Genomic DNA, 21204 nt, shown 5'->3' with positions numbered 1-21204 from the left:
GATGGTGGGGGGAGCCGGTGCGGGGATTCGGGGGGTGGGGCGGGCGGGACAGGATCGGGGGGTAGCCGAAACCCAAGGAGCAGCCATGAACAGCCGTACCCGTGTCCTCGCCGGCGCCGCCCTCGCCGTAGCCCTCGGTGCCGGGACCCTCGGGGCCGTCAGTGCCAGCGCCACCCCGGCCCCCGCCGCACCGGCCGCCGCACCGGCCGCCGCCCCCGCCCGCGCGGACGGCGACCAGAACTTCACCACCAGCACCCACCTCACCGTCGACGCCGCCACCCGCGCCGCGCAGGCCGCGCTGCGGGCGGCCGAGAAGGAGAACCAGAAGGTGACGGTCGCGGTGGTCGACCGCAACGGCAACACCATCGTGACGCTGCGCGGCGACGGCGCGGGCCCGCAGTCCTACGAGTCGGCGCAGCGCAAGGCGTACACCGCCGTGTCCTGGAACGCCCCGACCTCCGTCCTCGCGGGCCGCCTCGCCCAGACCCCGAACCTCAAGGACATCCCCGGCACCCTCTTCCTCGGCGGCGGTACCCCCGTCCAGGCCAACGGCGCCCCGGTCGCGGGCATCGGGGTGGCCGGTGCGCCGAGCGGTGACCTGGACGAGAAGTTCGCCAAGGCCGGGGCAGACTCCCTCACCAAGTAAGTCCGGATATGTAGGACACCCCTACTATCGGGGCGTGGAACAGCGCTCCCTGCCCCCTGCCCCCGCCGCGGCGACGGCCGTCGCCCTGCTGCTCGCGCTGCTCGCCGGGTGCACCGGCGGGCCGGTCGAGGGCAGACCGGGCGCGTCGGGGCTGCGTGACCCGCTGTTCCCCAAGGCGGGCAACGGCGGGTACGACGTACAGCACTACGACCTCGGGATCGGGTACGAGCCCCAGCGGCGGCATCTGACGGGGACCGCCGTCATCACCGCCCGCGCCACCCAGGACCTCAGCTCCTTCAACCTCGACCTCGCCGGGCTCGACGTGAAGGAGGTCACGGTCGGGGACGAGGGGGCCCGCTTCAACCGGACCGGGAACGAGCTGACGGTGCGTCCCGCCGCGGACCTCAAGAAGGGCGAGGTCTTCCGTACGCGGGTCAGCTACTCCGGGACCCCCCGGGTCATCCGCGACGCGGACGATTCCAAGGAGGGCTGGATCCCCACCGGCGACGGCGCGGTCGGGGTGGGCGAGCCGGTCGGGTCGATGGCCTGGTTCCCGGGCAACCACCACCCCAGCGACAAGGCGACCTACGACGTCACGCTGACCGTTCCGCAGGGGTACGAGGGCGTGTCCAACGGGCAGTTGAGGTCGCGTACCGACGACGGCGCCGGGCGGACCGTCTTCGTGTGGCACGGCGACGAGCCGATGGCGAGCTATCTGGCGGTGGCCGCCATCGGCAAGTACCGGATCACGCAGGGGAAGACCGCGTCGGGGATCCCCTTCTACGAGGCGGTGGCGCCGTCCGAGGAGAAGGACAGCGCCGCGGCGCTCGCGCGGCTGCCCGAGATGCTGGAGTGGGGCGGCCGCAGGTTCGGGCCGTACCCGTTCGCGAGTACGGGCGCGATCGTCGAGCCGCGCGGCACCCTCGGCTACGCGCTGGAGACGCAGACCCGCCCGGTGTTCTCCGGCGCGCCGACCGAGATCCTCGTCCTGCACGAGCTGGCGCACCAGTGGTTCGGGAACTCGGTGTCGCCCAGGACGTGGAAGGACATGTGGCTCAACGAGGGCTTCGCGACCTACGCCGAGTGGCTGTGGTCCGAGGACCACGGCGGGCCGAGCGCGCAGGACCGGTTCACGGCGTTCCTGGAGGGCGACACCAAGGTCGATCCGGACGCCGACCGGCCGTGGGGGGACTTCCCGCCCGCCGAGCCGCCCGGGCCCGCGCACATTTCGGACGACCCCGTGTACTACCGGGGCGCGATGACCCTGCACCGGATCCGCCAGGAGGTCGGCGATCCGGCGTTCTTCGAGCTGGTGCGGGGATGGGCGGCCGGGCACCGGCACGGGAACGCCGGTACGAGCGACTTCACCGACTACGCCGAGGAGTCGACCGGGCACGACCTGGACGACGTGTGGGACGTGTGGCTGTACGGGAAGGACAAGCCCAAGGCGTCCGGGGTCACGACGCCCGGCGGTTGAGGGACTTGCGCAGGACCGTGCAGGGGCGGCCGTGTTCGAGGTCCGGGCCGCGGCGCAGCTCCTCGTAGCCGCGGGAGGTCCAGAACGCCAGCGCCGCCGGGTTGGCGTCGAGTACGGCCAGGCGTACGCCGTCCCGTCCGGCGGCGCGGAAGCGGTCCTCGGTGAGGGTGGCGAGGGTGCGTCCGTACCCGGCGCGGTGCGCGGTCGCGTCGATCAGCAGCAGGCCGATCCAGGGATCCGGGTCGTCGGAGTCCGGGGCGGGGTGGTGGTCGAGGGTGGCGGTCAGGCCGACGAGGCGGCCCGCCGAACGGGCGAGCAGCACCTGGGCGCCGTCATGCGCGAGTTCGTCGGCGAGCGCGGCCGCGACCTGCTCGACGGTGATGCGGGCCGGGTCGGGGAAGTCCCCGCTGAGTTCGAAGAAGGCGCGGTTCGTCGCGTAGAGGGCGGCGACCTCGGTGAGCACCGGGCCGGGCAGGGCGCCGTCGACGGGGACGAGGGGTTCGAGAATCACCCGGCGAACCGTAGCAAGTGCGCAGGTGGGCACGGTGCGGGGCGGTGCGGGGCGGTGCGGCGGGTTCGCGGCAACGGAATACGGGGTCCCGGGTACGCCGGAGCCCCCCGGCGCGGACGGGCGCGGGGGGCTCCGGCGGAAGCCCGGTCGTCGGCGGGCCGCTGGCGCACCGTCGGACGTCGCCGTCGGACGTCGCCGTCGGACGTGGCCGTCGGACGTGGCCGTCAGACGCGCGAGATCGTCGGACGTGATGCCGGACGTGACCGTCAGACGTTGACGCCGAAGTCCTGGGCGATGCCCGTCAGGCCCGAGGCGTAGCCTTGGCCGACCGCGCGGAACTTCCACTCGGCGCCGCTGCGGTACAGCTCGCCGAAGACCATCGCGGTCTCGGTGGCCGCGTCCTCGGAGAGGTCGTAGCGGGCGATCTCGGCGCCGCCCGCCTGGTTCACGACGCGGATGTACGCGTTGCGGACCTGGCCGAAGTTCTGGCCGCGGCTGTCGGCGTCGTAGATGGAGACCGGGAAGACGATCTTGTCCACGTCGGCCGGGAGGGCCGCCAGGTTCACCTTGATGGACTCGTCGTCGCCCGAGCCCTCGCCGGTGCGGTTGTCACCGGTGTGCACGATGGTCTGGTCCGGGGTGGACTTGTTGTTGAAGAAGACGAAGTGGCCGTCGGAGACGACCTTGCCCGTCGGGTTCACCGCGATCGCGGACGCGTCCAGGTCGAAGTCGACACCGGTCGTCGTACGGACGTCCCAGCCGAGGCCGACCGTGACGGCCGTGAGCCCGGGAGCCTCCTTGCTGAGCGAGACATTGCCGCCCTTGGACAGGCTTACAGCCATGGGGATGACCCTTTCCTCTGTGCTGTCGGCGCCGTGCGACGCCGTGTGACGTCCTTCGACGCCTTGGTGACGTTACCGCTGACTGTCATAACGCGGGGAGGGGGTGCGGAGGTTCCAGGCCGGGCGGTCGGGGTGTGCGCCGGCCGTGAAATGCGGGTGACGCGGGGCGGTGCGGGGGCGGATCATAGGGGCATGCCTGGTCCCTATGTCATCCGCGGTTCGGTCGTGCTCCCCGAGGGCGAGCTCGCCTGGCGGTTCTCGCGTTCCTCCGGGCCGGGCGGTCAGCACGTCAACACCTCCGACTCCCGCGTGGAGCTGCTGTTCGACCTCGGCGCGACCAAGTCGCTGCCCGAGGTGTGGCAGGCGCGGGCGCTGGAGCGGCTCGCCTCCCGGCTGGTGGACGGGGTGGTGACCGTACGGGCCTCCGAGCACCGGTCCCAGTTCCGCAACCGGGAGATGGCGCTGGTCCGGCTGACCTCGCTGCTGGCGGAGGCGACCGCGCCGCCGCCGAAGCAGCGCCGGGCGACGAAGATCCCGCGGGGGATCAATGAGCGGCGGCTGCGGGAGAAGAAGGCCCGGGCCGAGACCAAGCGGGGCCGGACCGGCCGGGACTGGTAGGCCGGGCCGCCCCCCGCCGGACCACCCGCGGGACCCCCGGCCGGCGCTCCGCCCGGGACCGCGCGCCTCAAGCGCCGGCCGGGCGGGGAGTGCGCCCGGTCGGCCCGCGGGGCTACGCGCCCAGTTGGCGGTAGCGGCCGCGGAAATGGGTGAGCGGGCCGGAGGCGGAGGACGGCAGGGTGGTCGTCAGGACGCGGCCGATGACCAGGGTGTGGTCCCCGGCCTCGACGCGGCTCTCGGTGCGGCATTCGAGGGTGGCCAGGGCGCCGCCCATCAGCAGGGCGCCGGACGAGTCCCCCCGTACGACCGGCAGGTCCGCGAAGAGCAGCCGGTCGCTGATGCGGCCCTTCATCGCGAACCGGCCCGCCACGTGGCGCTGGCCCTCGGCGAGTACGGAGACGCCCCACAGGGGCTGTTCTGCGAGCAGGTCGTCCATCCGGGAGCCCTCGCGCAGGCTCACCAGGACCAGTGGCGGATCCAGGGACACCGACATGAAGGCGGTCGCCGTCATGCCGACGTCCTCGCCGCTCGGGCCGGTCGCGGAGAGCGGCTCCTCCCGCGCGGTGACCAGCACTACGCCCCCCGCCAGCCGGGACATCGCTTCCCGGAACTCGTCGTTGCTCACCCCATCAGCATGAGGGGTGGCCGCGTTCGCGGGGATCAGGGGTATCGCGGGTCTCGTTTTCAGCACACCCGGAACGCTAGTCTCGCGTCCCGCACCGCACATCGGGCCCTGGTCCGAGTCGACCCGCGACCCGCGGCCTAGGTCGGCCCGCACAAGAGCCGCACAAGAGCCGCACGAGCGCCGGACGGGGGCTGTCCGGGGTCCGTCCGCGTGGCTCTTCGCGCCCCCGCCGGGGTGTCCGGCGTATCGTTTGCTCCCGGAAATGAGGGGGAGCGCTCCCAGTCGGCGGGGGCCCCATTATCCATCTCATGTGACTTGAGTCACAGAGGGCAAGATTTGTTGACCCTGTGTACCTGCGGCACAGCTCACTGTGATTCAGTGGACGGGACACCGCAACGAAACGCCGATGACAAACCTGGAGTTGCTGTCGAGGTCTCGGGGAGAGCGAGCAATGGAGACCGAGTCGGAGCCGTACGTCCGTCTTGCGACCCTGCGGCAGCTTCACCGGGTGGTGGCCCAGTTGAATACGGCCCGCAGCCTGGCGGACACCCTGCAGACCGTCGTGGACGGCATCGTCGTGGGGCTCGGCTACGAACTCGCCTGTGTCAACCTCGTACGTCCTGACGGTGATCTCGTCGTCGCCGCCTTCGCCGGGGACCCCGCCGCGGAGGCCCTCATCACCGGCCGGGTCGGCTCCCGTCCCTCCTGGGAACGCCGTCTGACGATGGGTGAGAACTGGGACGGTCTGCGCTTCATCCCGCACACCGAGGGCTGGGTGCTGATGGAGGACGACGTCCCCCAGTGGCACACCGAGGGCCCCGATCCGCGCTTCGAGGACGAGTGGCACCCCGAGGACCGGCTCTATGCCCCCATGCGCGCGTCCGCCGGGGAACTGCTGGGCGTCATTTCGGTGGACAGACCGCGCAACGGACGCCGTCCCGGCGCCTGGGGACGCGAAGCGCTCCAGATGTACGCCTTCCAAGCGGCGATTGCGATCAGCAATGCCCGGCTTCGCGCGAACATGCAGCGCGCCCTGGTCCGCCTGGAGCGCGAGCAGCAGGCGCTGCGCGCGAGCGAGGAGTCCTTCCGCCAGGCCTTCGAATACGCGCCCAGCGGCATGGCCATCGCCGAGATGGGCGGTGACCAGCACGGACGGCTGCTGCGCACCAACGACGCGCTGTGCCGCCTGCTCGGGCGGCCCGCCTCGGTGCTGCGCCGCTACTCTTTCTCCGACCTGGTCCACCCCGAGGACATCGGCACCCTGCTGCGGACCTCCGCCGAGGGCGGCCGGGCCGAGCTGAGACTGGGACGGCGCGACGGTACGTATGTATGGGTGTCGCTGCGCAACTCCGTGGTGGCCGACGCGGCCGACGGGCCCCGCTTCCTGCTGACCCACGTCGAGGACATCGAGGAGCGCAAGCGGCACGAGCTGCAGCTCGCGCACCGGGCCAGCCACGACGCGCTGACCGGGCTGCCCAACAGCGCCGAGCTGCGGTCCCGGCTCGGCGCGCGGCTGTGCCGCAGACCGCAGTCCGTGCGGGCGACGGCGGTCGAGGCGCTGGACGCGGCCTTCGAGGGACGGGACGCGGGGCGGGCCGAGGCGGGTGGCGCCGGTGAGCACGGCTTTCCGCCCGACGGGGTGCCCGACCCCTTCGAGTACCCGGGTGGCCCGGGCGGTCCTGCGGGGACCGGTGGTCCGGGGGGCCCGGGGGGCCCGGGGGGCCCGGGGGGTGCCGGGGGAGTGGGACCGTACGAGCACCACGTGCACACCGTGGCGCCCTCGACGGACGTGGACGACGGGACCAAGGGGCTCGCGGTCCTCTTCTGCGACCTCGACGGCTTCAAGTCGATCAACGACCGGTTCGGGCACCACACCGGGGACGCGGTGCTCATCGAGGTGGCCCGGCGGCTGACGACGGGCGTCAGGGACGGTGACACCGTCGCCCGGCTGGGGGGTGACGAGTTCGTCGTACTGGCCGACGGGCTGGGGGCGGCGGACGCGGCCGACCTGGCGGTGCGGCTGCGCAACGCGATCATTCCGCCGATCCGGGTCGACGGCCGGGCGGTCCGTGTGGGGGCGAGTTTCGGGATCGGCTGGGCGGGCTGCGGGATGTCAGCGGACGAGGTGCTGCGCTCCGCCGACCAGCGGATGTACATCGAGAAGCGGTCGCGGTCGAAGGCGCACCGCAGGGCGGGCTGAGCGCCCTCCGCGGCCCTTCCGGTCCGGTGATCCGGGCGGTGGAGCGCCTGGAGCGCGCCTGTTCGAGGTAGGCTCCCGGGGGTCGAAAGGAGTGACCTGCGATGACGACGCCCGCGAACAACGGCTCGAGCGGTGGGGCGAACAAGCCCGAGGACGACGACGTGTTCGGCTACCTCTACGAGGACGGCCAGGCCGCCGGTGCCACACCGCCCGGACAGGGTGGCGGATACGGCTACCCCGGCCCCGCCGGCGGTACGCAGCCAGGTGTCCCCAGGACCTCCTACAACCAGGTGCGTACGGTCGGCGACCGACCGGCGTACGGCGGCCCGCGCGGCCAGGTCCCCTACCAGCAGGGTCCGCCCCAGCAGGGCCCGGGACAGCCCCAGTACCAGACGCAGTACCAGGCCCCGGAAGCGCTCCAGGCGGGCGGCTACGGCGTTCCGCCGCAGCAGCACGCCCCGCAGCGCCACGGCCAGTCGGGCCCGCCGCGGGGCGGCTCCGGCTCCAGCCGCCGGGGCATGCTGATCGCGGCCGTGGCCGTGGTCGCGGCCGTGGCGATCGGCATCGGCGCGGCGGTGGCCTTCGGCAACGACGACGACAAGGACAAGGCGGGCGGGAAGAACACCGGCCCGTCCCAGTCCCAGTCGCAGCCCGCGTCCCCGCCGCCGTCGAGCGGCGGACCGACCCCTCCGCCGGCGGCGAAGCTGCCGAAGGCGGACGCCACGGGTTCCGGTTTCGCCCTGGCGGGCGGTGCCACCGTGCAGAACTCGGTGTCGGGCGCCAAGTCGAGCACCGGGCAGTACGTGGGCGGCTTCAACAAGGCCGGGGCGTCGCTGACCTGGTCGCTGGACGTGCCGCAAGCCGGTTCGTACAAGCTGAAGATGACGTACGGGGTACCGGGCAAGGACGGCAGCACCACGCTGACCGTCAACGGCGAGGCGCAGACCCGTCCGGTCAACATGAAGAACTGGGCGAACGCGAAGCCCGGCGAGTGGGACAAGGGCTGGACGAACACCTACTCGCTGGTCGATCTCAAGGCGGGTGCGAACACCGTCAAGCTCTCGTGCGAGGCGGGCAACCAGTGCGACGTCCTGATCGACCAGCTGTGGCTGGAGGCGGGCTGACGGCGCTCCGGCGCGCCCGCCGCGGTCATTGACCCGGCGCCGCCGTGACGGTCACCGACCCCCGTACCTCCTCGTAGGTGCGGGGGTCGAACTCTCCCGCGACCGGGGCGTGGACGGTGGCCGCCGAGAGGGCGACCGCGCGGGACAGCCGGGCGGGCCAGTCGAGGCCCTCGACCAGGGCCGACAGGAGGCCCGCGACGGCGGAGTCGCCCGCGCCGGTCGGGTTGCCGGACAGGGTGCGGGGCGGGGCGGCCCGCCAGGTGCCTTCGGGGGTGGCCGCGAGCAGTCCGCCGGGGCCCAGGGACGTGATCACCGCGTAGGCGCCGCGGCGGCGGGCGTCGCGGGTGGCCGGGAGCGGGTCGCGGGAGCCGGTCAGCTCGGCGAGTTCGGCGGCGTTCGGCTTGATCATCTCGGGGCGGGCGGCGACGCCCCGGCGCAGGGCCTCGCCGCTGGTGTCGAGGAGGACCGGGACCCCGGCCGCGCGGGCCGACCGTACGAGGACCGCGTAGGCCCCGACGGGGACGCCCGGCGGGAGGCTGCCGCACAGGGCGACGGCGGCGACGGGGTGCGCGCAGGACCGTACGAGGGCGTCGTAGCGCTCCAGGAAGGCGGCCCATTCCGCGGGCGTGATCAGCGGGCCGGGCTCGTTGAACTGGGTGGTGTCGCCGGTGGCCGCGTCCACCACGGCCAAGGTGCGGCGGGTGCGGCCCGCGCAGGGCATCAGGGCATCCGTCACCCCGGGGGCGTGCGCGGCCAGGCCCGCGCGCACCGCCTCGCCCGCGGGGCCGCCCGCGAAGCCGGTGGCGGTGACCTCGTGGCCGAGGGCGGCGAGCACCCGGGCCACGTTGAGGCCCTTGCCGCCGGGACGTTCGACGGTGTCGGACACCCGGTGCGTGTCGTACGGCAGCAGCTTCGGCACCCGGTAGGTGACATCGAGCGCGGTGTTGAGCGTGACGGTCACGATCATTGGGCGGACCCCCGGTTCTCGGTCTGCCGGGATCATGCCAAACGGAACGCGGTCGGCCCAGTCCCCCCGGCCGACCGCCCCCGTCGGTACGGCCGCTCGCAGTACGGCCGCTCGCAGTACGGCCGCCCGGCGGTCGCCGGTCGGGTCAGCCGGCGGGGGTGACGATCCATTCGCCGCGCCGCATGACGCCCTTGACGTCGAAGTCCGCGTCGAGGACGACGAGGTCGGCGTACTTGCCGGGTTCCAGCGAGCCGACCTGGTCGTAGACCCCGATGAGCTTGGCCGGGTTCGCGGAGATCGCCTGGACCACCGATTCGACGGGCAGCCGGTCCAGGGTCACCGACCGCTTGAAGGCGGTGTCCAGGGTCAGGGTGGAGCCCGCGATCGAGCCGCCCTCGACGAGCCGGGCCACGCCGTCCTTGACCTCGACCTCCAGCGGGCCGAGGTGGTAGGTGCCGTCGCCGAAGCCCGCCGCGTCCATCGCGTCGGTGATCAGCGCGACGCGGTGCGCGCCCGCGTGGTGGAAGGCCAGTTCCAGCATCGCCGGGTGCAGGTGGGTGCCGTCGTTGATCAGCTCGACGGTGACCCGCTCGTCCTCCAGCAGCGCGGCGATCGGGCCGGGCGCGCGGTGCTCCATGCCGGGCATCGCGTTGTAGAGGTGGGTGGCGACGGTGGCGCCCGCGTCGATGGCCTGGCGGGTCTGGTCGTAGGTGGAGTCGGTGTGTCCGATCGCGGCGATCACCCCGTGCTCGGCCAGCAGGCGTACGGAGTCCAGCCCGCCCGGCAGCTCGGTGGCCAGGGTGAACATGCGCGCCGCGCCGTGCGCGGCGTCCATCAGCTTGCGGACCTCGGCCGGGTCCGGGTCGCGCAGCAGGTCCTCCTTGTGGGCGCCCTTGCGGCAGGGGTTGATGAAGGGGCCCTCGAAGTGGATGCCCGCGATCTCGCCCTGCTGGGTCAGCTCGGCGAGCAGCGCGGCCCGCCGGGCCAGCTCGGTCAGGTCGCCGGTGACGGTGGAGGCGATCAGCGTGGTGGTGCCGTGCTCGCGGTGCGTCCGTACGCCCTGGAGGATCTCCTCGGGGGTGCCGGAGGTGAAGGAGGCGCCGCCGCCGCCGTGGTTGTGCATGTCCACGAAGCCGGGGACGATCCAGTGCCCGGCCAGGTCGACGGTCCGGGTGTCCTCGCGGGCGCTGCCCGCGATGCGCTCGCCCTCGACGATGACGCGGCCGCCCGTGACGGTCCCGGTGGGCAGCACCACCTTGGCGCCGGAGAGAACGGTGCTGTGTGCGCTTCCGGCCATCAGGCAGGTACCTCCGTGGCGAGTAGGTCCCAGGCGAGCAGACCCGCGCCCAGGCATCCGGCGGTGTCCCCGAGGGCCGCCGGAACGATCTCGGGCAGCCGCTGGAACGTGACGCGTTCCTCGACGGCCGCCCGAAGTGGTGTGAACAACGTTTCCCCGGCCTCGGCGAGCCCGCCACCGATGATCAGGGTGCGCGGGTCCAGCAGGGTGAGGGCGGTGACCAGACCGTCGGCGAGGGCGCCGACGGCGGCGAGCCACACCTCGCGGGCGCGGGGGTCCCCGGACTCGACGGCCTTGGCGCAGTCGGCGGCGTCGGCCCCGGGGTCGCCGGAGGCGGCGGCCCAGGCACGGGTGACGGCGGAGGCGGAGGCCAGGGTCTCCAGGCAGCCGTACTGGCCGCAGCCGCAGGCGGGGCCGCCGGGCCGGACCACGATGTGGCCGATCTCGCCCGCGTAGCCGTGGGCGCCCGCCTCGATGCGGCCCGCGATGCCGATGGCGCCCGCGATGCCGGTGCCCAGGGGCACGAAGAGGAAGCGGTCGGCGCCGCGGCCCGCACCGATGCGGCCCTCGGCGAGTCCGCCCGTACGCACGTCGTGGCCCAGGGCCACGGGGATGCCGCCGAGGCGTCTGCTGAGGAGGGCGCGCATGGGTACGTCGCGCCAGCCCAGGTTCGCGGCGTACACGGCGATCCCGTGCTCGGCGTCGACGATTCCGGGGACGGCGACTCCGGCGGCGGAGGCGGGGCCCGCGTACCGGTCGGCCCCCAGATCGCGCAGTTCCGCGGCGAATTCCAGGATCGACTCGACGACGGCTTCGGGGCCCCGGTCGCGGCCGGTGGCCCGGCGCGCCTCGTGGAGCAGCGTGCCGTCCTCGGCGACGAGGGCGGCCTTCATCCCGGTGCCGCCCACATCGAGGGCGATGACGTATTTCACGGGTTTCACAGGTGACAGTCTCGCGTGCTCGGCGGGGAAAGGTCTAGTCCACTGAGGGGGATTGTTGAGTAGCCATACAAATTGGGGGCCTTGACCCCCGTCCGGTTGTGGACACTCCGCGAAAGTGGTGTAGACCTTACGTGGACCGTACGTACAACAAGGGGTGGACAGAGAGCTGTGAGAGCCCGTTACCTGAGCCTGGCGGCCTCCGGCGCCGCACTGTGCATGACATTGACCCTGACGGGCTGCGGCACCGTGAGCCTCGGTGGGAACAACGAGGTGACCCTGCACGTCGTGGCGGCCGACTACGGAGACAATCCGGCGAACTCCTCCACGAAGTACTGGAAGGACCTCGCCGACCGCTTCGAGAAGGACCGGCCCGGCGTCAAGGTCGAGGTCAACGTCTACTCCTGGACCGAGGTCGACGCCAAGGTCGCCGAGCTGGTCAAGGCGGGCAAGGCCCCCGACGTCGCCCAGATCGGCGCCTACGCCGACTACGCCGCCGCCGACAAGCTCTACACCACCGACGAGCTGCTCTCCGTGACGACCGAGGCCGACTTCCTCGCGCCGCTCGCCGACGCGGGCAAGGTCAAGCGCGTCCAGTACGGCATGCCGTTCGTGGCCAGCACCCGGCTGCTCTTCTACAACGAGAAGCTCTTCGCCGACGCCGGGATCATCCCCGCGAGCGCCGTCGGCACCGGCAAGGGCTGGCAGCCCAAGACCTGGGCCGAACTGGAGTCCGCCGCCAAGAAGCTCAAGGCGGCCAAGGTCCCCACCCCCTTCGCGCTGCCCCTGGGCCGCGAGGAGGCGCAGGCCGAGACGATGAACTGGCTCCTGGCGGGCGGCGGCGGCTACACCGACAACGAGGAGTCCTACGCCCTGGACTCCCCCGAGAACATCAAGACCTTCGAGTACCTGCGCGACACCCTGGTCGGCGGCGGGCTCACGGGCCCCGTCGAGCCCGGCAAGCTCGACCGCCAGGCCGCCTTCGACGGCTTCACACGCGGCGAGGTCGGCATGCTCAACGGCCACCCGACGCTGATCAAGCAGGCCGCCGAGAAGGGCGTCAAGTTCGGCATGGTTCCCCTGCCGACCGTCGACGGATCGGAGAAGCCCGCCATGGGCGTCGCCGACTGGGTCATGGCCTTCAAGAACGGCCACCGCAAGGAATCGGGCGAGTTCCTCGACTTCCTGTACTCCGCGAAGAACCAGACCGCCTTCACCGGCCAGTACGACCTGCTCCCCGTCACCACCAGCGGGTACCGGTCCACGGACGCGGCCACCGGCGCGGGCGCCACCCAGCTCAAGACCTTCCTCCAGGCCCTGCCCACCTCGCGGCTCTACCCCGTGGGCAAGAAGTCCTGGGCCTCGGTGAGCGAGAACATCAAGCAGAACATCGGCAAGACCGTCCAGCCCGGCGGCCAGCCCGCCAAGACGCTGGAGGAGATGGACCGCTCGGCACGGGCCGCGGACGACCACTGACCCGGCGGGTGTCAGCGGGCGGCGTTAGCCTGGCGGTATGACGGAGGAGGGCGGGCGGCTGACGGAGACGGAGGCCGCCGTGCTCGCGTACGAGGGCCGGACCTGGCCGGGGCCCGGCGCCAAGGAGCGGGCGATACGGGAAGTACTCGGGATGCACCCCGTGCGGTACTACCAGCTGCTCAACGCGCTGATGGACGACCCCAGGGCGCTCGTGCACGCGCCGGGTACGGTCAACCGGCTGCGCAGGCTGCGCGAAGCGCAGCGCGCCCGGCGATAGCCCTCTCCGGAGGGGACCGTTAGGGTCGTCCGTATGGGGAGCCATCCGCACGACTTGCCGATGCACGACCTGCCGACGCCGGACACCGCCGCCGGACGCGAGGGGCTCGACGCCCTGCTCCGTATGCCGCGCCGTTCCGTGATCGCCCTGGACTTCGACGGCACCCTCGCCGAGATCGTGCCCGACCCGGACCAGGCGCGCGCCCACGCCGACGCCGTGCCCGCGCTGGCCGCGCTCGCGCCGAGAGTGGCGTCCGTGGCCGTGGTCACCGGCCGCCCGGCCGGGGTCGCGGTGCGCTACGGGGGCTTCGCGGGGGTGCCGGGGCTGGAACACCTCGTCGTCCTCGGGCACTACGGGGCCGAACGCTGGGACGCCGTCACCGGGATCGTCCACGCGCCCGCCGAACACCCCGGGGTGGCGGCCGTACGGGCCGAGCTGCCGGGCTTCCTGGAATCCATCGGGGCGTGGCGGGGCACCTGGATCGAGGAGAAGGGGCAAGCGCTGGCCGTCCACACCCGCCGTGCGGCGGACCCGGAGGCGGCCTTCTCGGCGCTGCGGGGGCCGCTGGCCGAGCTGGCGGCCCGGCACGGGCTGATGGTGGAGCCGGGGCGGGCCGTACTGGAACTGCGGCCGCCGGGGATGGACAAGGGCGTCGCCCTGACCGAGTACCTGGCGGAGGTGGACGCGGGGGCCGTGCTGTACGCCGGGGACGACCTGGGTGACCTGGCCGCGTTCTCGGCCGTGGAGAAGCGGAGGGCCGAAGGCCTGCCGGGGCTGCTGGTGTGCAGTGGCTCGGAGGTCCCGGAGCTCTCGGCCCGCGCCGACCTCACCCTGGCGGGCCCGCCCCAGGTAGCGGCCTTCCTGGCCACCCTGGCCACCCTCCTCCCACCCCCCTGACCCACCCCCTGCCGCGCCTCAACCGCCGGCGGGGCTCGGGTGGGGCATCCAGCCGCCCGGCGTTTGAGGGCAGCTTTCAGCCCGCCCGGCGCTTGAGGGCAAACACCAGCCCGCCCGGCGTTTGAGGGCGGCCCGGGCCGCACCACCGGGCCGCACCACCGGCCCGCCCCGCGTTCGGCTACGGCAGGGCCTGGAGCTGGGCCTCCAGCCACGGGGCCGGGGGGAGGGCCGTCGCGGCGGCGGCCAGCCGCTTGGTGCGTTCCGCCCGCTCCGCCTCCGGCATCGTCAGCGCCGCGTGCAACGCCACCGCCGTCTCCGACACGTCGTACGGATTCACCGTCAGCGCGTCCTCCCGCAGCTCCCCGTACGCCCCGGCCCCCGTCGACAGGACCAGCGCGCAGCCCGCCTCCGAGACCACCGGGATCTCCTTCGCCACCAGGTTCATCCCGTCCCGCACCGGGTTCACCAGCGCCACGTCCGCCAGCCGGTACGCCGCCAGGGAGCGCGCGAAGTCGTCCTCCACCGACACCAGCACCGGCTGCCAGTCCGGCGTACCGAACTCCGCGTTGATCTCCGCCGCCAGGTCCCGGACCGCCTGGGTGTACGCGCGGTACACCACCAGGTCCTGCCGGGAGGGGTAGGCCGACGCCAGGTGCACGACGCGGCCCCGCCACTCGGGGCGGGTGGCCAGCAGCTCCCGGTAGGCCAGCAGGCCGCGCAGGATGTTCTTGGAGAGTTCCGTGCGGTCCACGCGCACGATCGTCCTGCGGCCCGCGACCTCCGCCCGCAGCCCCGCCAGCTTGCCGTCCACCTCGGGCCGGTGCGCCAGCGCCCGCAGCTCGTCCCCGTCCACGCCCAGCGGGAAGACCCGTACGGCGGTGGTCCGGCGCGACCACCCCGCGCGCCGCTCGTGCGTCACGTCCCCGCCCTCGGCCGCCGCCGCGCCGTGGGCGTCGTCCAGGGTCACCGAGGCCAGGAAGGCGTCCGCCCACTCCTGGGTGTGGAAGCCCACCAGGTCCGCGCCGAGCATCCCCCAGACCAGTTCCTCGCGCACGTAGGACGGCAGGATCCGCAGGTAGTCGTACGAGGCCCACGGGGTGTGGGTGAAGTGCGCGATCCGCAGGTCGGGCCGCAGCTCCCGCAGCAGGCCGGGCACCAGCGCGAGGTGGTAGTCCTGGACCAGGACCCGGGCGCCCTGCTCCGCCTCCTCGGCCAGCGCCTCGGCGAAGGCCCGGTTGTAGGCGGCGTACGACGTCCAGGCGCGGTGGAACTCCGCGTCGAAGACCGGCTCGCGCGGGACGTCGTACAGGTGGTGGTGGGTGAACCAGAGCACCGAGTTCGCGATGGCGTTGTAGGCGTCGTCGTACACCGCGGGATCGATGTCCAGCATCCGGACACCCGGTTCCGAGACCCCCCGCCGTACGGCCTCCCGGTCCGCGTCCGAGAGCGCCGCGCAGATCCACAGCGCCCCCGGTTGCCGGGCGAGGGCGGCGGAGAGCCCGGAGACGAGCCCGCCCCCGCCGCGCCGCGCACTGAGCGTGCCGTCGGCGTCGAGGGCGTACGAGAGCGGTCCGCGGTTGGCGGCGACCAGTACCTGAGAGGACGAGGGCATGCGGGCAACCTAGCCCGGAGGCCGGGACCTCAAACCGTGAGACCCGTCATGCCACGCGGCGGGCGGCGTACTCCTCGATCGTCAGCATCGGCGGCCGCTCCACCGTGTCCACGGGGTAGGTGTGCGGTACGAAGCCCTCGGGGCCCCGCTCGAACTGGGTCAGTTCCGGCCGCACGAGGTGCGTGCGCGAGAGCCGCAGCTGCGCGGTGCGGTAGATCGCCGCGGCCATCCGGCCGAGCGCCAGGCCGTCCTGGTGGCGGTGCAGCCGGACGCCGACGTCGACCTGTGCCAGCGCGTCCAGGCCCACCGTGTGCAGCGCGTCCACCAGCAGTCCCAGCTCCACGCCGTACCCGACGGGGAACGGCAGCCGCTCCAGCAGGGAACGGCGTACGGCGTACTCGCCGCCCAGCGGCTGGACGATCCCGGCGAGTTGCGGCCAGTGCAGGTTCAGCAGGGGGCGGGCGACCAGTTCCGTCACCCGGCCGCCCTGGTCGGCGGTCTTGCCGGAGGCGGGCCCGCCGGATTCCGCGCCGAGCGGGCGGTCGTACATCGCCTTGACGAACTGCACGTCGGGATCGGTCAGCAGCGGGCCGACGATCCCGGAGACGAAGGCGGCGGAGAAGTCGCGCAGGTCGGCGTCGACGAAGCAGACGATGTCGCCGCTGGTGACCAGGAGCGAACGCCACAGCACCTCGCCCTTGCCCGGCAGCGCCGGGACCCGGGGCAGGATGTCGTCGCGGTGCACCACGCGGGCGCCCGCCTTGGCCGCGACCTCCCCGGTGCGGTCGCTGGAGCCGGAGTCGATGACGACGAGCTCGTCGACGAGCGGGACGGGCAGGCGGTCCATCAGGTCACGGCGGATGACCTCGACGATCGCGCCGACCGTCGCTTCCTCGTCCAGGGCGGGCAACACGACGCTGACCTTGATGCCCGATGCCCGCTTGGCCGAAAGGAGCCGGTCGAGCGGTCGGTCGGCGGCGGACCAGGAGCGGGCCCCCAGCCAGCGCTCCACCTCTTCCAGCACCTTCAGCACTCCCTGATTCGTTGGTGATCGGCCGTCTTTATGGCCGGAATGTGATCCATCTCGCGGTTCGGACGGCTGTCTCACCTGTCCATGCCTTCGGTTACAGTCTTGAACAACGCGGAGGACCATCGCATGTCGGGGGTCCCCACGTACAAACGCACGGGTGCGCCGCCAAGGCGCGTTCGCGCCATACCGCTCATCCAGAGGGGCAGAGGGATACGGCCCGTTGAAGCCCCGGCAACCCTCCAGTCGGTCTCGCGATCTTTTGCACAATCAGCGAGGTCCCCGACTAGGGAAGGTGCCAAATCCGTCTCGTGGCGAAGTGCGCCACGGGGAAGATGAGGAGAAAGGGCCTCGCCGTCATGGCTGTACAGACTCGTCCCACCTCTGCCGCGACCTCCGTCGATCTCGGACCCGCCGTAGGACTTTCCTGCCGCGAGTGCGCGACCCGCTTCGAGCTGGGTCCCATTTTCGCCTGTGCCGAGTGTTTCGGTCCCCTGGAAGTCGCATACGACCTTCCGCTCGGTGACCCCGAGGCACTGCGCGCCGCGATCGAGGCCGGTCCCGACAACATCTGGCGTTACGCGCCGCTGCTGCCCGTCCCCGCCGACGTGGCCTCGAAGCCGAACCTGAACCCGGGCTTCACCAAGCTCGTGGACGCCGAGAACCTGGCCAAGGAGCTGGGCGTCACCGGCAAGCTCTACGTCAAGGACGACTCGGGCAACCCGACGCACTCCTTCAAGGACCGGGTCGTCGCGATCGCCGTCGAGGCCGCCCGCGCCTTCGGCTTCACCACCCTCTCCTGCTCCTCGACCGGCAACCTGGCCGGCGCCGTCGGCGCCGCGGCCGCCCGCGCCGGACTGCGCTCCTGCGTGTTCATCCCGCACGACCTGGAGCAGGGCAAGGTCGTCATGGCCGGCGTGTACGGCGGTGACCTGGTCGGCATCGAGGGCAACTACGACGACGTCAATCGCTTCTGCTCCGAACTGATCGGCGACCCGCTCGGCGAGGGCTGGGGCTTCGTCAACGTCAACCTGCGCCCGTACTACGGCGAGGGCTCCAAGACGCTCGCCTACGAGATCTGCGAGCAGCTCGGCTGGCAGATCCCCGACCAGATCGTCATCCCGATCGCGTCCGGCTCGCAGCTCACGAAGATCGACAAGGGTCTCCAGGAGCTGATCAAGCTCGGTCTGGTCGAGGACAAGCCGTACAAGATCTTCGGCGCTCAGGCCGAGGGCTGCTCGCCCGTCTCGACCGCCTTCAAGGCCGGTCACGACGTGGTCCGCCCGCAGAAGCCGGACACCATCGCCAAGTCGCTGGCCATCGGCAACCCGGCGGACGGCCCGTACGTCCTGGACATCGCCCGCCGTACCGGTGGCTACGTCGAGGACGTGAACGACGAGCAGGTCGTCGAGGCCATCAAGATCCTCGCCCGGGCCGAGGGCATCTTCGCCGAGACCGCGGGCGGCGTGACCGTCGGCGTGACGAAGAAGCTCATCGAGAACGGGCAGCTCGACCCGGCGCTCACCACCGTGATCCTGAACACCGGTGACGGTCTCAAGACCCTGGAGGCGGTGGCCGCCGACAGCGGCCAGACGGCCACGATCCGGCCCAGCCTGGACGCGTTCCGCGCCGCCAACCTGGCCTGACCACCCCCCTGACCCCCGGAAAGGCAGTAGCGCCATGAGCGTCAACGTCCGCATTCCCACCATCCTGCGCACCTACACGGGCGGCCAGTCCGAGGTGCCCGCCGAGGGCGCGACCCTCGCGCAGGTCATCGACTCCCTGGAGCAGAGCCACCCGGGCATCGCCGCCCGCGTGCTCGACGACCAGGGCAAGCTGCGCCGCTTCGTGAACGTCTACGTCAACGACGACGACGTGCGCTTCGAGAGCGGGCTGCAGACGCCGACGCCGGACGGTGTGGGCGTCTCGATCATCCCCGCCGTCGCGGGCGGCTGACCCTTCCGCCCCCCGACCGGCGCGCACGAACCTGAATTGCCCCTTCCGGTAATAAACGGAGGGGGCAATTCTGCTGGGTTGAGCGCGGTAGAGTTGGGGAAGTCCCCGCCGCTGTTCTTGCCCGCCGCATATGAACGGGCCGCGGAAGGGTTGACATTGAGTCAACATGCAAGCGCGCTATGGGTAGTTGGTGCGCTTTGCCCGGCCCGAGTTGCCCGGGAATATTCCTAGTTTTCACCCTATTTCAATCTTTCCGCGTGTCCAGAATTCTCGTCGGAATGACCTGTTGCAGACAGCAGCGGTGCGGATACATTCAGCCCCGGTCGAGGCGTTCCGGCGCAAGTTCTGACCCGGGTCCGCGAAGTGCGGGCCTGCGCAAGGGCCAGTAATAGGGGAGTTAGGCATGGCTCAGGGCACCGTCAAGTGGTTCAACGCGGAGAAGGGCTACGGCTTCATCGCGGTCGACGGTGGTGCGGATGTGTTCGTCCACTACAGCGCCATCCAGATGGACGGGTACCGCACCCTTGAAGAAGGTCAGCGGGTCGAGTTCGAGATCTCGCAGGGCCAGAAGGGTCCGCAGGCGGACATGGTCAAGCTCGCAGTCGGCTAGCCGGAGCGATCGACCACCGACATACGTACGCGAAGGGCCCGCATCCTGAGACTGGGATGCGGGCCCTTCGTGCCTCCCGGAACCCCGCGCCGCCACGCCCGGAACCCCGCGCCGCCACGCCCGGGGCCGTGCGGCGGCGCGCCCGGGAGCGCGTCCGGGGCCCCGCCGTTCACCCGTTGTTCCCCGAAGCCGCTTGCACTCGGGGGTGCCGAGTGCTAATCATTGGCGTTAGCACTCTCCAGGTGAGAGTGCTACTAAAACGAGGACCGGGTCGGTGAGGCCCGTAGGTCTGGCGGGAAGAAACCGCCAGACTGACAGGCCGTCCGTCGCGGGCGCGGGCGCGGTCCGGGAGCAATCCACCGCTGTCCGGGAGGACCACTTCAGATGGCCAAGATCATTGCGTTCAACGAGGAGGCCCGGCGCGGTCTCGAGCGAGGCATGAACCAGCTCGCCGACGCCGTCAAGGTCACCCTTGGCCCCAAGGGTCGCAACGTCGTCCTTGAGAAGAAGTGGGGCGCCCCCACGATCACCAACGATGGTGTCTCCATCGCCAAGGAGATCGAGCTCGAGGACCCGTACGAGAAGATCGGCGCCGAGCTGGTCAAGGAAGTCGCCAAGAAGACGGACGACGTCGCCGGTGACGGTACGACCACCGCGACCGTGCTCGCCCAGGCGCTCGTTCGCGAGGGTCTGCGCAACGTAGCCGCCGGTGCGAACCCGATGGCGCTCAAGCGCGGTATCGAGAAGGCCGTCGAGGCCGTCTCCGCCGCCCTGCTCGCGCAGGCCAAGGATGTTGAGACCAAGGAGCAGATCGCTTCTACGGCCTCCATCTCCGCCGCCGACACCCAGATCGGCGAGCTCATCGCCGAGGCTATGGACAAGGTCGGCAAGGAAGGCGTCATCACGGTCGAGGAGTCGCAGACCTTCGGCCTGGAGCTCGAGCTCACCGAGGGCATGCGCTTCGACAAGGGCTACATCTCGGCGTACTTCGCCACCGACATGGAGCGCATGGAGTCGTCCCTCGACGACCCGTACATCCTGATCGTCAACTCCAAGATCGGCTCGGTCAAGGACCTGCTGCCGCTCCTGGAGAAGGTCATGCAGTCCGGCAAGGCGCTGCTGATCATCGCCGAGGACGTCGAGGGCGAAGCCCTGTCGACCCTGGTCGTCAACAAGATCCGCGGCACTTTCAAGTCCGTCGCCGTCAAGGCTCCGGGCTTCGGCGACCGCCGCAAGGCCATGCTCGGTGACATCGCCATCCTCACGGGCGGCACCGTCATCTCCGAGGAGGTCGGTCTCAAGCTGGAGAACGCGGGCCTCGACCTGCTCGGCCGCGCTCGCAAGGTCGTCATCACCAAGGACGAGACCACGATCGTCGACGGCGCCGGTGACAGCGACCAGGTTCAGGGTCGCGTCAACCAGATCCGTGCCGAGATCGAGAACTCCGACTCGGACTACGACCGCGAGAAGCTCCAGGAGCGCCTCGCGAAGCTGGCCGGCGGCGTGGCCGTCATCAAGGCCGGTGCCGCGACGGAGGTTGAGCTCAAGGAGCGCAAGCACCGCATCGAGGACGCCGTCCGCAACGCCAAGGCGGCCGTCGAAGAGGGCATCGTCGCCGGTGGCGGCGTGGCCCTGCTCCAGGCCACCGCGGTCTTCGAGAAGCTCGAGCTCACGGGCGACGAGGCGACCGGCGCCAACGCCGTGAAGCTCGCGCTGGAGGCCCCGCTCAAGCAGATCGCCATCAACGGTGGTCTCGAGGGTGGCGTCGTCGTCGAGAAGGTGCGCAACCTGCCGATCGGTCACGGCCTGAACGCCGCGACCGGCGAGTACGTCGACATGATCGCCGAGGGCATCATCGACCCGGCGAAGGTCACCCGTTCCGCGCTGCAGAACGCGGCGTCGATCGCGGCCCTCTTCCTCACCACCGAGGCCGTCATCGCCGACAAGCCCGAGAAGGCCGGTGCCCCCGCGGGCGGCGGCATGCCGGGCGGTGACATGGACTTCTGATCGGCCCCTGGCTGATCGGCTGTTCTTCGAACGAGGGCGGCACTCCCCACGGGGGGTGCCGCCCTCGGGCGTTTTCGCGGCGGGGTGGTTGACTGCC

The 21204-nt window shown here is 71.7% G+C and carries 20 protein-coding genes and 1 riboswitch; of the genes, 12 read left to right on the top strand and 8 right to left on the bottom strand.

Annotation, left to right across the window (positions count from 1 at the left end; translation table 11 throughout):
* Positions 1 to 85 precede the first annotated feature (85 nt).
* Together QMF80_RS28235 and QMF80_RS28230 are read left to right on the top strand one after the other, a co-directional pair.
* On the top strand, positions 86 to 646 hold the full coding sequence (locus QMF80_RS28235; protein ID WP_283458300.1) for a GlcG/HbpS family heme-binding protein: 561 nt from the start codon (positions 86 to 88) through the stop codon (positions 644 to 646).
* 34 nt (positions 647 to 680) lie between these two features.
* Complete coding sequence (locus QMF80_RS28230; RefSeq protein ID WP_283458298.1) at positions 681 to 2123, top strand: M1 family metallopeptidase; 1443 nt, start codon at positions 681 to 683, stop codon at positions 2121 to 2123.
* On the opposite strand, the gene QMF80_RS28225 is transcribed toward QMF80_RS28230, so the two are convergent.
* Positions 2104 to 2634 carry a GNAT family N-acetyltransferase gene (locus QMF80_RS28225; protein WP_283458295.1) on the bottom strand — a complete coding sequence of 177 codons (531 nt, stop codon included), beginning with the start codon at positions 2632 to 2634 and terminating at the stop codon, positions 2104 to 2106. The genes QMF80_RS28230 and QMF80_RS28225 overlap by 20 nt on opposite strands.
* 266 nt (positions 2635 to 2900) lie before the next feature.
* A complete protein-coding gene (locus tag QMF80_RS28220; protein ID WP_283458293.1) occupies positions 2901 to 3476 on the bottom strand; it encodes a TerD family protein in 576 nt (191 codons plus the stop codon).
* Positions 3477 to 3668: 192 nt separating this feature from the next.
* Here QMF80_RS28220 and arfB point away from each other — a divergent pair, with 192 nt between their 5' ends.
* Positions 3669 to 4094 (top strand): alternative ribosome rescue aminoacyl-tRNA hydrolase ArfB, encoded by a 426-nt coding sequence (gene arfB / locus QMF80_RS28215; protein ID WP_283458291.1) that lies wholly within the window; start codon positions 3669 to 3671, stop codon positions 4092 to 4094.
* A 112-nt stretch (positions 4095 to 4206) separates the two neighbouring features.
* On the opposite strand, the gene QMF80_RS28210 is transcribed toward arfB, so the two are convergent.
* Positions 4207 to 4821, bottom strand: a complete 615-nt coding sequence (locus tag QMF80_RS28210; RefSeq protein ID WP_283458289.1) for a flavin reductase family protein — start codon at positions 4819 to 4821, stop codon at positions 4207 to 4209.
* A 349-nt stretch (positions 4822 to 5170) separates the two neighbouring features.
* Here QMF80_RS28210 and cdgB point away from each other — a divergent pair, with 349 nt between their 5' ends.
* Together cdgB and QMF80_RS28200 are read left to right on the top strand one after the other, a co-directional pair.
* Positions 5171 to 6919: a diguanylate cyclase CdgB gene (gene cdgB, locus QMF80_RS28205; protein ID WP_283458287.1), complete on the top strand. Its 1749-nt coding sequence runs from the start codon at positions 5171 to 5173 to the stop codon at positions 6917 to 6919.
* Positions 6920 to 7020: 101 nt separating this feature from the next.
* The gene (locus tag QMF80_RS28200; protein ID WP_283458285.1) at positions 7021 to 8043 is read left to right on the top strand and encodes a CBM35 domain-containing protein; all 1023 of its coding nucleotides are present in this window, start codon (positions 7021 to 7023) and stop codon (positions 8041 to 8043) included.
* 25 nt (positions 8044 to 8068) lie between these two features.
* Here the strand turns inward: QMF80_RS28200 and QMF80_RS28195 are convergent, their stop codons facing one another.
* The 3 genes from QMF80_RS28195 to QMF80_RS28185 form a co-directional block, all read right to left on the bottom strand.
* Positions 8069 to 9010 (bottom strand): 1-phosphofructokinase family hexose kinase, encoded by a 942-nt coding sequence (locus QMF80_RS28195; protein ID WP_283458284.1) that lies wholly within the window; start codon positions 9008 to 9010, stop codon positions 8069 to 8071.
* A 145-nt stretch (positions 9011 to 9155) separates the two neighbouring features.
* The gene (gene nagA, locus QMF80_RS28190; RefSeq protein ID WP_283458281.1) at positions 9156 to 10307 is read right to left on the bottom strand and encodes an N-acetylglucosamine-6-phosphate deacetylase; all 1152 of its coding nucleotides are present in this window, start codon (positions 10305 to 10307) and stop codon (positions 9156 to 9158) included.
* Positions 10307 to 11239, bottom strand: a complete 933-nt coding sequence (locus tag QMF80_RS28185; RefSeq protein WP_283458314.1) for an ROK family protein — start codon at positions 11237 to 11239, stop codon at positions 10307 to 10309. The genes nagA and QMF80_RS28185 overlap by 1 nt, the downstream gene beginning before the upstream one ends.
* A 177-nt stretch (positions 11240 to 11416) precedes the next feature.
* Between QMF80_RS28185 and QMF80_RS28180 the strand changes: the two genes are divergently transcribed.
* The 3 genes from QMF80_RS28180 to otsB are packed head-to-tail and all read left to right on the top strand — an operon-like array spanning position 11417 to position 13895.
* On the top strand, positions 11417 to 12721 hold the full coding sequence (locus tag QMF80_RS28180) for an extracellular solute-binding protein (protein ID WP_502962942.1): 1305 nt from the start codon (positions 11417 to 11419) through the stop codon (positions 12719 to 12721).
* Between the two features lie 37 nt (positions 12722 to 12758).
* The gene (locus tag QMF80_RS28175) at positions 12759 to 12998 is read left to right on the top strand and encodes a DUF3263 domain-containing protein (protein ID WP_283458279.1); all 240 of its coding nucleotides are present in this window, start codon (positions 12759 to 12761) and stop codon (positions 12996 to 12998) included.
* A gap of 33 nt (positions 12999 to 13031) precedes the next feature.
* A complete protein-coding gene (gene otsB / locus QMF80_RS28170; protein WP_283458277.1) occupies positions 13032 to 13895 on the top strand; it encodes a trehalose-phosphatase in 864 nt (287 codons plus the stop codon).
* 178 nt (positions 13896 to 14073) lie between these two features.
* Here otsB and QMF80_RS28165 read toward each other — a convergent pair whose 3' ends face one another.
* A complete protein-coding gene (locus QMF80_RS28165; protein WP_283458275.1) occupies positions 14074 to 15507 on the bottom strand; it encodes an alpha,alpha-trehalose-phosphate synthase (UDP-forming) in 1434 nt (477 codons plus the stop codon).
* A 46-nt stretch (positions 15508 to 15553) separates the two neighbouring features.
* A complete protein-coding gene (locus QMF80_RS28160) occupies positions 15554 to 16531 on the bottom strand; it encodes a glucosyl-3-phosphoglycerate synthase (protein ID WP_283458273.1) in 978 nt (325 codons plus the stop codon).
* Between the two features lie 193 nt (positions 16532 to 16724).
* Positions 16725 to 16876: riboswitch (SAM riboswitch) on the top strand.
* Here QMF80_RS28160 and thrC point away from each other — a divergent pair.
* The 4 genes from thrC to groL all read left to right on the top strand — a co-directional run bounded on the left by thrC (position 16870) and on the right by groL (position 21107).
* Positions 16870 to 18180 (top strand): threonine synthase, encoded by a 1311-nt coding sequence (thrC, locus tag QMF80_RS28155; RefSeq protein WP_502962941.1) that lies wholly within the window; start codon positions 16870 to 16872, stop codon positions 18178 to 18180. Its footprint overlaps the riboswitch before it by 7 nt.
* 34 nt (positions 18181 to 18214) lie before the next feature.
* Positions 18215 to 18490: a MoaD/ThiS family protein gene (locus tag QMF80_RS28150; protein WP_283458269.1), complete on the top strand. Its 276-nt coding sequence runs from the start codon at positions 18215 to 18217 to the stop codon at positions 18488 to 18490.
* 403 nt (positions 18491 to 18893) lie between these two features.
* Positions 18894 to 19100, top strand: coding sequence for a cold-shock protein (locus tag QMF80_RS28145; protein WP_003967346.1), 207 nt, complete (start codon positions 18894 to 18896; stop codon positions 19098 to 19100).
* 384 nt (positions 19101 to 19484) lie between these two features.
* Complete coding sequence (gene groL, locus QMF80_RS28140) at positions 19485 to 21107, top strand: chaperonin GroEL (protein ID WP_283458219.1); 1623 nt, start codon at positions 19485 to 19487, stop codon at positions 21105 to 21107.
* Positions 21108 to 21204: the final 97 nt, after the last annotated feature.

The organism is Streptomyces sp. G-G2, from assembly GCF_030063135.1.
Classification (GTDB): domain Bacteria; phylum Actinomycetota; class Actinomycetes; order Streptomycetales; family Streptomycetaceae; genus Streptomyces.
The sequence above is the reverse complement of the archived record's forward strand: the minus strand, read 5'-3'. Positions and strand labels throughout refer to the sequence as shown.

Bases quoted from the DNA above. Each gene is read 5' to 3' on its own strand.
- thrC (WP_502962941.1), top strand. From the start codon at position 16,870: ATGAGGAGAAAGGGCCTCGCCGTCATGGCTGTACAGACTCGTCCCACC.
- QMF80_RS28150 (WP_283458269.1), top strand. From the start codon at position 18,215: ATGAGCGTCAACGTCCGCATTCCCACCATCCTGCGCACCTACACGGGC.
- cdgB (WP_283458287.1), top strand. From the start codon at position 5,171: ATGGAGACCGAGTCGGAGCCGTACGTCCGTCTTGCGACCCTGCGGCAG.
- otsB (WP_283458277.1), top strand. From the start codon at position 13,032: ATGGGGAGCCATCCGCACGACTTGCCGATGCACGACCTGCCGACGCCG.
- QMF80_RS28145 (WP_003967346.1), top strand. From the start codon at position 18,894: ATGGCTCAGGGCACCGTCAAGTGGTTCAACGCGGAGAAGGGCTACGGC.
- QMF80_RS28210 (WP_283458289.1), bottom strand. From the start codon at position 4,821: ATGTGCGGTGCGGGACGCGAGACTAGCGTTCCGGGTGTGCTGAAAACG.
- nagA (WP_283458281.1), bottom strand. From the start codon at position 10,307: ATGGCCGGAAGCGCACACAGCACCGTTCTCTCCGGCGCCAAGGTGGTG.
- groL (WP_283458219.1), top strand. From the start codon at position 19,485: ATGGCCAAGATCATTGCGTTCAACGAGGAGGCCCGGCGCGGTCTCGAG.
- QMF80_RS28235 (WP_283458300.1), top strand. From the start codon at position 86: ATGAACAGCCGTACCCGTGTCCTCGCCGGCGCCGCCCTCGCCGTAGCC.
- QMF80_RS28220 (WP_283458293.1), bottom strand. From the start codon at position 3,476: ATGGCTGTAAGCCTGTCCAAGGGCGGCAATGTCTCGCTCAGCAAGGAG.
- arfB (WP_283458291.1), top strand. From the start codon at position 3,669: ATGCCTGGTCCCTATGTCATCCGCGGTTCGGTCGTGCTCCCCGAGGGC.
- QMF80_RS28175 (WP_283458279.1), top strand. From the start codon at position 12,759: ATGACGGAGGAGGGCGGGCGGCTGACGGAGACGGAGGCCGCCGTGCTC.
- QMF80_RS28195 (WP_283458284.1), bottom strand. From the start codon at position 9,010: ATGATCGTGACCGTCACGCTCAACACCGCGCTCGATGTCACCTACCGG.
- QMF80_RS28200 (WP_283458285.1), top strand. From the start codon at position 7,021: ATGACGACGCCCGCGAACAACGGCTCGAGCGGTGGGGCGAACAAGCCC.
- QMF80_RS28165 (WP_283458275.1), bottom strand. From the start codon at position 15,507: ATGCCCTCGTCCTCTCAGGTACTGGTCGCCGCCAACCGCGGACCGCTC.